Origin of the sequence: Nocardioides sp. CPCC 205120, from assembly GCF_048654585.1 — a bacterium.
Lineage (GTDB): Bacteria > Actinomycetota > Actinomycetes > Propionibacteriales > Nocardioidaceae > Nocardioides.
In genome coordinates this window covers 1495159-1506249 of the sequence record NZ_JBMCYY010000001.1, presented here as the reverse complement: position 1 = coordinate 1506249, position 11091 = coordinate 1495159, and the positions used below count along the sequence as shown (strand labels likewise).

Annotated in this window: 9 protein-coding genes; 3 read left to right on the top strand and 6 right to left on the bottom strand. The window is 75.6% G+C overall.

Annotated features, from left to right (window positions below; genetic code table 11):
- Positions 1-116: 116 nt before the first annotated feature.
- The gene (locus tag ACOACO_RS06990; protein ID WP_420295515.1) at positions 117-686 is read left to right on the top strand and encodes a hypothetical protein; all 570 of its coding nucleotides are present in this window, start codon (positions 117-119) and stop codon (positions 684-686) included.
- Between the two features lie 270 nt (positions 687-956).
- On the opposite strand, the gene ligA is transcribed toward ACOACO_RS06990, so the two are convergent.
- Complete coding sequence (ligA, locus tag ACOACO_RS06985) at positions 957-3161, bottom strand: NAD-dependent DNA ligase LigA (protein ID WP_420295514.1); 2205 nt, start codon at positions 3159-3161, stop codon at positions 957-959.
- 155 nt (positions 3162-3316) lie between these two features.
- Between ligA and ACOACO_RS06980 the strand changes: the two genes are divergently transcribed.
- Positions 3317-3925, top strand: a complete 609-nt coding sequence (locus tag ACOACO_RS06980; RefSeq protein WP_420295513.1) for a TetR/AcrR family transcriptional regulator — start codon at positions 3317-3319, stop codon at positions 3923-3925.
- 103 nt (positions 3926-4028) lie between these two features.
- Positions 4029-5669, top strand: coding sequence for an MFS transporter (locus tag ACOACO_RS06975; protein ID WP_420295512.1), 1641 nt, complete (start codon positions 4029-4031; stop codon positions 5667-5669).
- A gap of 127 nt (positions 5670-5796) precedes the next feature.
- Here the strand turns inward: ACOACO_RS06975 and ACOACO_RS06970 are convergent, their stop codons facing one another.
- The 5 genes from ACOACO_RS06970 to ACOACO_RS06950 form a co-directional block, all read right to left on the bottom strand.
- Positions 5797-6366 (bottom strand): type 1 glutamine amidotransferase domain-containing protein, encoded by a 570-nt coding sequence (locus ACOACO_RS06970; RefSeq protein WP_420295511.1) that lies wholly within the window; start codon positions 6364-6366, stop codon positions 5797-5799.
- A 92-nt stretch (positions 6367-6458) separates the two neighbouring features.
- Complete coding sequence (locus ACOACO_RS06965) at positions 6459-7454, bottom strand: methionine synthase (RefSeq protein ID WP_420295510.1); 996 nt, start codon at positions 7452-7454, stop codon at positions 6459-6461.
- Positions 7451-8590 (bottom strand): tRNA 2-thiouridine(34) synthase MnmA, encoded by a 1140-nt coding sequence (gene mnmA / locus ACOACO_RS06960; protein WP_420296311.1) that lies wholly within the window; start codon positions 8588-8590, stop codon positions 7451-7453. Before mnmA ends, ACOACO_RS06965 begins: the two co-directional genes overlap by 4 nt.
- Positions 8591-8604: 14 nt before the next feature.
- Positions 8605-9804, bottom strand: a complete 1200-nt coding sequence (locus ACOACO_RS06955; protein ID WP_420295509.1) for a cysteine desulfurase family protein — start codon at positions 9802-9804, stop codon at positions 8605-8607.
- Between the two features lie 31 nt (positions 9805-9835).
- The gene (locus tag ACOACO_RS06950) at positions 9836-11047 is read right to left on the bottom strand and encodes a benzoate/H(+) symporter BenE family transporter (protein ID WP_420295508.1); all 1212 of its coding nucleotides are present in this window, start codon (positions 11045-11047) and stop codon (positions 9836-9838) included.
- Positions 11048-11091 lie beyond the last annotated feature (44 nt).

Genomic DNA, 11091 nt, shown 5'->3' with positions numbered 1-11091 from the left:
CGCCCGCCCCGCCCGGCCCCGCCCGGCCCCGCCCGGCCGCGCCCGGCCGCGCCGTGCCGCGCGTGGCGACCCGCCGCGGGTTTGGCCCCACGGCCCGGGGCACATGATCGACGCCCATGAACCCCCGGACGTCAGGCCTGGCTCACCTCGCGATCGCCGCCACCCTCAGCGTCGCGCTCGCCGGGTGCGGCGAGGGGCCTGGTGGCGGCGGCACGACGGCTGAGGAGTCCACGACTACTGCCGACACCGTCGGCACCGCCGAGGACGCCTACGCCGCGTGGCGCACCTCGATCCTCGACGACGACCTCGACGCGTTCGAGCAGGCCTCCACCGACGCGGCCTGGTCCGACCTCGTCGAGGCTCCCGACAACGAGACGCACCACGCGGCGCTCGTCGACGCCGCCGGGACGGGCGACCTCGAGCTGCCCGAGGACCCCGAGGCGCAGGTCGGCCGCAAGGAGGTCCTGGGCTCCGGCGACACGGAGGGCGAGGAGCCGGCCGACACCGACTGGGACGAGTTCGCCGCCTCGATCGAGGAGGAGCTCGACGTCACCGTCGACGACATCGCCGTGTTCGTGGTGCCGTTCACCGAGGCGTACGACGGGGATGCCGCCGCTCTCTTCGTCCGGTCGACCGACGAGGGCTGGCTGTTCTTCGGGATGGAACCCGCCGAGCCCCGGTCCTAGACAGACAGCCCGACGGCCGGGACCACGAGGGACGTCACGACGGCCATCGACGCGCTCAGCACCCTGCGGGCGGACGGCCCCACGGCGGGTCGGGACGTCGCGGTCGTGGGCTTCGACGACGTCTCCCTCGCCGCCGAGGTGCCGCTTCCGCTCAGCTCGGTCCGTTCCCCCTGCACGAGATGGGCGTCAGGCGATGGCCCTGCTCCGTTCGGCCCGCGAGAGCTCGGTCGGCGCGGCGCGGTCCGCCTGGCTCCACCGACGCCGGGCCCCTCAGGCCTCCGGCCCCGCCTCCGCCTGCGCGGGCTCGTCGTCGCCGACCCCGGCGCGCCCGGCCTCCAGCAGCGCCTTGAACCCGTCCTCGTCGAGGATGCGCACGCCGAACTGCTCCGCCTTCTCGGCCTTCGTGCCGGCGTTCTCGCCGACGACGACGTAGTCGGTCTTCTTCGACACCGACCCCGCGGCCTTCCCGCCGCGCGACAGGATCGCCTCCTTGGCGGAGTCACGGCTGAAGTCCACGAGCGAGCCGGTGACGACGACGGTGAGGCCCTCCAGCGTGCGCGGCGTCGACTCGTCGCGCTCGTCGGCCGTGCGGACGCCCGCGACGGCCCACGTGTCCACGATGCGGCAGTGCCAGTCGACCGCGAACCACTCGACGACGGCCTCGGCGATGGTCGGGCCGACACCGGCCGCGGCCGCGAGCTCGGCCTCGGAGGCGGAGCGGATGGCCTCGAGCGAGCCCAGCTCGGTCGCCAGCGCGCGGGCCGCGGTGGGCCCGACGTGGCGGATCGAGAGGGCGACGAGCACGCGCCAGAGCGGCACGTCCTTGGCCTTGTCGAGGTTGTCGAGCAGGCGCCGCCCGTTGGCGTTGAGCACGCGCGGCCCGGCGCCCGCGTCGCGCTCGGCCTTCTTGGCGGCCCGGGTGAACAGCTCGGTGCGCAGCAGCTTGGCCTCGTCGAGGTCGAACACGTCGCCCTCGTTGGCGATGACGCCGGCCTGCAGCAGGGCAACCGCGGCCTCGTAGCCGAGGCCCTCGATGTCGAACGCGCCCCGGCCGGCCACGTGGAACACGCGCTCGCGCACCTGCGCGGGGCACTGCTCGTGGTTGGGGCAGCGCAGGTCCTTGTCGCCCTCCTTCTGCTGCGCCAGCGGCGTGCCGCAGGCCGGGCACTCGGTGGGCATCACCCAGGGCTCGAGACCCTCGGGGCGCAGGTCGAGCACCGGGCCGACGATCTCGGGGATCACGTCGCCCGCCTTGCGCAGGATGACGGTGTCGCCCGGGCGCACGTCCTTGCGCTGCACCTCGTGGGCGTTGTGCAGCGTCGCCAGCTCGACGGTCGACCCGGCGACGCGCGTGGGCTCCATCCGCCCGAACGGCGTGACGCGCCCGGTGCGGCCCGTGTTGACCATGATCTCGAGGAGCTTCGCGTTGACCTCCTCGGGCGGGTACTTGAACGCGATCGCCCAGCGCGGGGCCCGGCTGGTGGAGCCCAGGCGCCGCTGGAGCGCGACGTCGTCCACCTTCACGACGACGCCGTCGATCTCGTGCTCCACGGAGTGGCGGCGCTCGCCGTACCGCTCGACGTACGCCTGCACGCCCGTCAGGTCCGGCACGACCTCGGCCCGGTCGGACGTCGGGAGCCCCCACGCGCGCAGCGCCTCGTAGGCCTGCGACTGGGTGGTGGGCTCGAAGCCGCGGCGCGCGCCGATGCCGTGGCAGACCATGCCGAGCGCGCGGGTGGCGGTGACCCGGGGGTCCTTCTGGCGCAACGACCCGGCGGCGGCGTTGCGCGGGTTGGCGAAGACCTGCTTGCCGGCCTCCGTCATGGCGACGTTGAGCCGCTCGAAGGCCTCGACGGGCAGGAACACCTCGCCGCGCACCTCGAGCAGCGCCGGCACCGGGTGCTCGTCCGTGCCGGTGAGGCGGTGGGGCACGGAGTCGATGGTCTTCACGTTGGGCGTGACGTCCTCCCCCGTGCGGCCGTCGCCCCGGGTGAGCGCGCGCACGAGGCGGCCCTCCTCGTAGAGCAGGTTGATGGCGAGGCCGTCGACCTTCAGCTCGCACAGCAGGGCCGGGGCACCGACGCCGTCGCGGCCGAGCCGGGCGTACCAGGCCGCGAGCTCGTCGTGGGTGAACGCGTTGTCGAGGCTCATCATCGGCTCGAGGTGGTCGACGGCCGTGAACTCCGTCGACACCGCCCCGCCGACCCGCTGCGTCGGCGAGTCGGGCGTCCGCAGCTCGGGGTGGGCCTCCTCCAGCGCCTCCAGCTCGCGCATCCGCGCGTCGAAGTCGGCGTCCGAGAGCGTCGGGGAGTCGAGCACGTAGTAGCGCCAGCGGGCGTCGTCGACCTGCTCCGCCAGCTCGCGGTGGCGCTCGCGCGCCTCCTCCGGGGCCGGGCTCACCGCGGGCTCGGCACCGAGCCGCTCCTCGACCTCGCCGCCGACCCCGCCGTCGACCCCGGTGCTCGCATCGCTCATGGGGACATCTTGCCGGGCGGCGCCGACGGCCGCCGGAGCGAGCCGTGACGGGCGTCTCGGTGAACAGTGATGGAACGAGGTTGTTCCATCCGTCGCGGCGGGTGTACGTTCTCGACGGAACGAAACCGTTCCGTTCCATCCACCCGAAGGACCCGATGAACCTCCCCCGTCCGATGTGCCGCCCCCGCGTCGAGGGCGACCGCGAGCAGCAGATCCGTGACGCCACGGCCGCGGTGCTCGCGGAGGTGGGCTACGACCGCCTGACGATGGACGCGGTGGCGAGCCGGGCCAAGGCGTCGAAGGCGACCCTCTACCGCCGCTGGTCCACCAAGGCGCAGCTGGTCATCGACGCCCTCTGCAGCCTGAAGGCCGGGCCCGTCGCCCCGGTCGACACGGGCTCCCTGCGCGGTGACCTCGTCGCCGCGTTCGCGACCGAGGACGGCTTCGTCAACGACGAGGCCATCAGCGTGTTCGTCAGCGTCATCACCGCCCTCACGACCGACCCCGAGCTCGCGGAGGGCTTCCGCGAGCGCGTGATCGGCCCCAAGGCCGCCGTCACCCGCGAGATCTACGCCCGGGCCCAGCGCCGCGGCGAGATCCGCGCCGACCTCGACCTGGACCTGCTCGAGCCCGCCCTGCCGGGCATCGTCATCCACCGCACCGTGGTGCTGGGCGACCCGCCCACGCCCGCGGCCATCACCCGCATCATCGACGAGATCATCCTGCCGGCGGCGACGAGGCCGTCCGCAGCGACCCCGTCCTGACGCCCGGGCGTCACGCACGCCCGCTGCCCGACCGGCCCGCGCACCGCCGTACGCCGGTCACCTCTCTCCTGCCCGTCTGCGCCGCCCCACCCGAAGGAACCCCATGACCGACCTGTCCTCGGCCAGCCCTGCCCCCGCGCAGGGCGACGCCGCCCCGCCGGCCCCGGCCCGTCACCCGGGATGGGCCCTCGTGCTCATCTCGGTGGCGCAGCTGATGGTGGTGCTCGACGCCACGATCGCCAACATCGCCCTGCCCTACATCGGCGACGACCTCTCCATCGAATCGGCGAACCTGTCGTGGATCGTCACGGGCTACGCCCTGGCCTTCGGCGGCCTGCTCCTGCTCGGCGGGCGCCTCGGCGACCTGCTCGGGCGCCGGCGCGTCTTCATCATGGGCCTCGTGGTCTTCGCGGTCGCCTCGCTGCTCGGCGGCCTCGCCACGAACGAGGGCCTGCTGCTCGGCGCCCGTGGCCTGCAGGGCCTCGGCGCGGCGCTCGCCTCGCCCGCCGCCCTCGCGCTCATCACGACGGCGTTCCCGGCCGGCCCGGCGCGCAACCGGGCGTTCGCGGTGTACGCCGCGATGTCCGGCATCGGCGCCGCCTTCGGCCTGGTGCTCGGCGGCTGGCTGACCGGTCTCGACTCGATCGTCGGCCTCGACGTCCAGGGCTGGCGCCTGACGTTCCTCATCAACGTGCCGATCGGCATCGTCGCCGCGCTGCTCGCGCCCCGCTTCCTGCCCGAGTCGGCCCGCGGCGTGGGTCGTCTCGACGTGCCCGGCGCCATCACCGGCACCCTCGGCCTGCTCGGCGTGGTCTACGGCCTCACCCGGGCCGGCGAGGAGGCGCACGGCTGGGGCGACACCTGGACCATCGCCGCGCTCGCAGCCGGCGTCGCGCTCCTCGTCGCGTTCGTCGTCATCGAGGTCCGCGTGCCCGACCCGCTCATGCCGATCCGCATCTTCGCCAACCGCACCCGTGCGGCGAGCTTCGTGGCGATGATGATGGTGCCCGCGGCCATGTTCGCGATGTTCTTCTTCCTCAGCCTCTACGTGCAGAACATCGGCGGCTGGGAGCCCCTGCAGACCGGCTTCGCGTTCCTGCCGTTCTCGTTCGGCATCGTCGCCGGCGCCACCCTGTCGTCCAACCTGGTCAACCGCATCGACCCGCGCTACGTCGCCGGCGTCGGCACCATCCTGGCCGCGATCGCGCTGTTCGGCTTCTCGCGCCTGCCCTCCGACCTGGCCGCCGGCGACGTCGTCGGCGCCCTCGCCGCGGGCGATCCGGCCGTCGACATCAACTACTGGGGCACGGTCTTCCCGTTCCTCGTGCTGATGTCCTTCGGCATGGGCATGACGTTCGTGCCGCTGACGCTCACCGCGGTGCACCACGTGCGCTCCGAGGACTCGGGCATCGGCTCCGGCGTGCTCAACACCATGCAGCAGGTCGGTGGCGCGCTCGGTCTCGCGGCGCTGAGCACCGTGGCGAGCCACGTGGCGTCGAACCGCGCCGAGGTCCTCGGCCCGCAGGCCGGCCAGGCCGCCTCCGGCGCCGGGGTCCCGCCCGAGCAGGCCGGCGGCCTCGTCGAGGGCGCGACGTACCTCGGCTCCTTCGCCGACGGCGCCACCACCGCCTTCCTCGTGGGCGCGGGCGTCATCCTGCTCGGCTCGCTCGTCGTCTGGCTGTTCCTCGACGTCAAGCACACCGAGCTGGCGACCGACGGCCCGGAGGGCGTCCACGTCGGCTGAACCCCGCCGTACCCGAACGCCGACGGGGCCCGCGCCACCTTCCGTGACGCGGGCCCCGTCGGGCACTACGTGTTCCGCCGCGCGGGGGCCTGGAACGACCCGGCCGTCGAGGCCTGCGCGGCGCTGCTCAGCCGTGCTTCGCGCTGAGGGCCGACGAGATCGCGCCGACGAACGCGGGCAGGTCGCCCGGGTTCCGGCTCGTGATGAGGTCGCCGTCGACGACGACCTCCTCGTCCACCCAGTCGCCGCCGGCGTTGCGGACGTCGTCGGCGAGGCTGGGGTAGCTCGTGAGGCGGCGGCCCTCGACGAGGCCCGCCGAGACGAGCAGCCACGGACCGTGGCAGATGACCGCGGTCGGCTTGCCGGCCTCCAGGGCGGAGGTGACAAGCTGCTGCGCGGTCTCGTCGGTGCGGATCGTGTCGGCGTTGACCGTGCCGCCCGGCACGACCAGCGCGTCGATCGCGGCCACGTCGACGTCGCCGAACGCGCCGTCGACGGCGATCTTGCGGGTCTTCTCGGTGTCGCCCTCGACGGCCTGGATCTCGTGGCCGCTCTGCGAGTAGACGAGCACGGTGGCGCCCTGCGCGGAGAGCTCGTCGCGGGGCGTGACGAGCTCCGCCTCCTCGAAGTGGTCGCTCGCGATGATCGCGACGGTGCGGCCCTGCAGGCCGGTGGCGTCGGTGCCGGACTCGGTCATGGTTGCCTCCTGCTGCGCATCGGGTCCCCGGGATCGCCGGGGCTGCTCCTGTCGACCGTAGGCACGCGCGGCAAGGGCGTCGCCGTACCGCCTCAGGCGCGGTCGTCGAGCCGCCGGGCGGCGTCGACCAGGGCGCGCAGCACGCGCGGCACGTCGGCGGCCGCCGCGCCCGCGAGGCCGCAGCCCGGGGCGAGGCCGAGCCGCTCGCCCGGCGCGAGCCCCACGACGTCGAGCCAGCGCTCGGCGCGCACGGCGAGGTCCTGGTAGCCGACGACCGGGCCGGTCGGGTCGGCGACGCCGAGCACGAGCGCGGCGCCCGCCTCGTGCGCGAGCGCCAGCTGCTCGAGGTCGTCCGCCACCAGCACGTCGAGGTCGACCACGAGACCCTCCGCGCCCGCGCCGTGCACGAGCGACCACGGCGTGCCGGCGGCGCAGGCGTGCACCCACGGCTCGGCGCCCGCCTCGCGCACCGCGCCGAGCACCCAGCCCAGCACGTCGGAGGCCTCCGGGCGGTCGACGGCGCGGTGGCGCCCCCAGCCCGAGGCGGTCGGCACCCGGGCGTCGAGCACGGCGGCGAGGGCGGGCTCGTCGACCTGCACGACGAGGCGGTCGCAGCCGGGCACGCGGCGGCGCACCTCGGCGACGTGCTCGCCGACGGCCTCCGCGACCGACTGGGCGAGGTCGCGCCGGGCGCCGTGGTCGGCCAGGACCTTGTCGCCGCGCGGCCGCTCGGTGGTGGTGGCCAGAGTCCACGGCCCCGTGACCTGCACCTTGAACGCGCCGGTGCGGTCCTGCACGCGCTCCTCGAGCGCGTCGAGGTCCTGGCCCAGCAGGCTGCGGGCGCGCCGCTGGTCGCGACCCGGGGCACCCGACGTACCGGTCAGCCGCCAGCCCGCCGGCTGCAGGTCGACGTCGAGGCCGGTCTGCAGGCCCAGCGTGCGCCCGGTCATCGCCGCGCCGACGCCGCGCCCCGGCACCTCGGGGAGGTAGGGCAGGTCGGGCAGCAGGTCGAGCACCATGCGCACGGCCTCGTCGAAGTCGTGCTGCGTCTCGCCGGGGTGGGACCCGACGCCGGTCGCGAGGCTCACGCGGGCACCGCCCGCCGGGTCGTCGCGATGGTGGCCGACCCGACCACGCGGGTGCCGTCGTAGACCACGACCGCCTGGCCGGGCGCGATGCCCTCGGCCGCGTCGAGCAGCTCCACGTCGAGACCCTCCCCCTCGTCGCTGCCGTCGGTCCGGTCGGGCTCGGTCACGGTCGCGACCGCTCGGTGCTCGGCACCGTGGGCGCGCAGCTGCACGGTGCACTCGAGCGGTACGCCGGCCCGCGGCGCCGCGCCGCACCAGCGGGGCCGCACGCCGCGCAGGCCGGTGACGCGCAGCCGCTCGCGGGGACCGACGCGGACCGTGCCGGAGACCGGCTCGATGTCGAGCACGAAGCGCGGACGGCCGTCGGGGGCCGGGCGCCCCAGGCGCAGGCCGCGACGCTGGCCGATCGTGTAGCCGTAGGTGCCCCCGTGGGTGCCCAGCACCTCGCCGGTGGCGTCGTCGACGATGTCGCCGCCGTGGTTGGGCGCCCGGTCGCCGAGCTTCTCCCCGAGCCAGCCGGCGGTGTCGCCGTCGGCGACGAAGCAGATGTCGTGGCTGTCGGGCTTGTCGGCGACGAGCAGCCCGCGGGCGGCCGCCTCCCGCCGTACGTCGGGCTTGGCGGAGCCCGCGAGCGGGAACAGCGAGTGCCGCAGCTGGGACTGGTCGAGCACGCCGAGCACGTAGGACTGGTCCTTCGCCGCGTCGGCCGCCCGGTGCAGCTCGACGAGGCCGTCGGCCCCGGCGCGCAGCTCGGCGTAGTGGCCGGTCGCGACCGCGTCGAAGCCCAGGGCGAGCGCGCGGTCGAGCACCGCGGCGAACTTGATCCGCTCGTTGCAGCGCAGGCACGGGTTGGGGGTGCGGCCGGCGGCGTACTCGTCCATGAAGTCGGTGACGACGTCGGCGTGGAACTCCTCGCTCATGTCCCACACGTAGAACGGGATGCCGAGCACGTCGGCCGCCCGCCGCGCGTCGTTGCTGTCCTCGATCGTGCAGCAGCCGCGGGCCCCCGAGCGGTACGACGCGGGGTTGCGCGAGAGCGCGAGGTGCACGCCCGTCACGTCGTGGCCGGCCTCGACGGCGCGGGCGGCGGCCACGGCCGAGTCGACGCCGCCGGACATGGCGGCCACGACCCGCAGCGGCGCCGTGCCGGTCACCGGCGCACCCGGCGCGCGGCGCCGGCCCGCTCGGCGACGGGGCCGATGGCGGCGAGCACGGCGGCGACGTCGGCCTCGGTGCTGGTGTGGCCCAGGGAGAAGCGCAGGGTGCTGCGGGCGGCGAGCTCGTCCTGGCCCGCGGCCAGCAGCACGTGGCTGGGCTGGGGCACGCCCGCCGAGCAGGCCGAGCCCGTGGAGACCTCGACGCCACGGGCGTCGAGCAGCATGAGCAGGGAGTCGCCCTCGCAGCCGGGGAACCCGATGCTCGCGATGCCCGGCAGGCGGGCCGCGACGGCGCCGTTGAGCACGGCACCCGGGACGAGCTCGCGGACGCCGGCCACCAGGCCGTCGCGCAGGTGGGCGAGGCGCGTGGCGGACTCGGGCTGCTCCTTGACCGCGATCTCGAAGGCGGCGGCGAGACCGGCGACCGAGGGGACGCCCACGGTGCCGCTGCGCAGGTCGCGCTCCTGGCCGCCGCCGTGGAGCAGGGCCGTGGGGACGACGCCACGGCGGGCGACGAGCACGCCGGCGCCGTGGGGGCCGCCGACCTTGTGGCCGGTGGCGGTCAGCAGGTCGACGTCGGCCGCGGTCACGTCGACGGGCACGGCGCCGACGGCCTGCACCGCGTCGGTGTGGAACGGCACGCCGGCCTCGTGGCACAGGCGTGCGACCTCCTCGACGGGCTGGAGCACGCCGGTCTCGTTGTTGGCCCACATCACCGAGACCAGGGCGACGGACTCGGGGGTGGCGAGCGCCTCGGCCAGCGCGGCGACCTCGACGCGGCCCGCGTGGTCGACGGGCAGCAGCTCGACCTCGGCGCCCGCGTGCTGGCCCAGCCAGAGCGCGGCGTGGAGCACGGCGTGGTGCTCGACCGCGGAGACGAGCACGCGGCGGCGACGGTCGTCGGCGGCGTGCCGCGTCCAGAACATGCCCTTGACCGCCAGGTTGTCGGACTCGGTGCCGCCGGAGGTGAAGAAGACCTCGCTCGGCCGGCAGCCCAGGCTCTCGGCGACGCTCTCGCGCGACTCCTCCAGCACCCGCCGCGCGGCCCGGCCGGCGCCGTGCAGCGACGCCGGGTTGCCCGGTGCGCCGAGGTGCGCCAGCAGGGCGTCGCGGGCCTCCGGCCGCAGCGGCGTGGTGGCCGCGTGGTCGAGGTAGGTGCGCGCGTCGCTCGCGGTGAGGTCGGGTTCGGGCATGGCGCCGACCAGGGTACGCCGCACCCCGCCGCTACGCCGTGTCGCCGACCGCGCGGGGACGCTCGAGGACGGCCCGCACGACCAGGCCCGCCACCAGCGCCCAGAAGGCGCCGCCGATCCCGGCGACGCTCACCCCGCCCGCGGCGACCAGGAAGGTGACGACCGCGCTCGTGCGGCTGGCGGGGTCGGCCATCGCGGTGGCGGCGGCCGCGCCGAACGCCCCGAGCAGGGCGAGACCCGCGACCGTCTCGACCAGGCCCGACGGGGCGGCGGCGGTCAGCGTGGTCAACGCGCCGGACACGAGCGCCAGCAGGAGGTAGGCCGCCCCCGCGCTCAGCGCCGCGACCCAGCGGCGGTCCCGGTCCGGACCCGCCTCCTCCCCCGCCGCGAGCGCGGCCGACAGCGCCGCCAGGTTGATCGCGTGGCCGCCGAACGGTGCGGCCGCGACGGTGCCGACGCCGGTCACGGCCATCGACGAGCGCCAGGGCACGCCGTACCCGAAGGAGCGGAGCACCGCCGCCCCCGGCACGTTCTGGGAGGCCATCGTCACGACGTACAGCGGGAGGGCGATGCCCACGACGGCGGCCGGGGTGAGCGTCGGCGTCGTCCAGGTGAGCACCGGCAGCAGCGGGCCGTCGACGCTCGTGCCGGAGCGCGTCAGCTCGACCGCGATCACGGCGAGGCACGCCACCAGCGCCGCCGGCACCGCCCAGCGGGACGCCCACCGGGTCACGACGAGCCAGGTCGCCACCACGGGCAGCGCGAGCGCGGGGCTGGCCCCGACCGTCTCGACGGGAGCGAGCACCAGCGGCAGCAACACCCCCGCGAGCATGGCCTGCGCGACCGAGGGCGGGATCCGCTCGACAAGGCGCCCGAGCCACGGCACGAGACCGGTGAGCACGACGAGCACGCCGACGAGGGCGAAGGCGCCGACCGCGGCCGGCCAGCCGCCGTCGACCTGCCCGGTGCTGACGAGCAGCGCGGCGCCCGGGGTCGACCAGGCGAGCGTGACGGGCACCCGGTGCCACAGGGCCAGCCCGACGATCCCCAGGCCGAAGGCCACCGTCAGCGCCAGCAGGCCCGAGGCCGCGTCCTCCGGCGACCCGCCGGCCGCCCGCAGGCCGGCCAGCACGACCGCGAACGACGACGTGAAGCCCACCAGGGCCGTCACCACGCCCGCGAGCACGGGGGCCACGAGCGAGCCGTCCTGGGGACCGGGCCCGGGGGTGGGAGTACGGCGCACGCGCGCACCCTACGGGCGCGGGCGGGCGGCCCCGCACGGTGGCG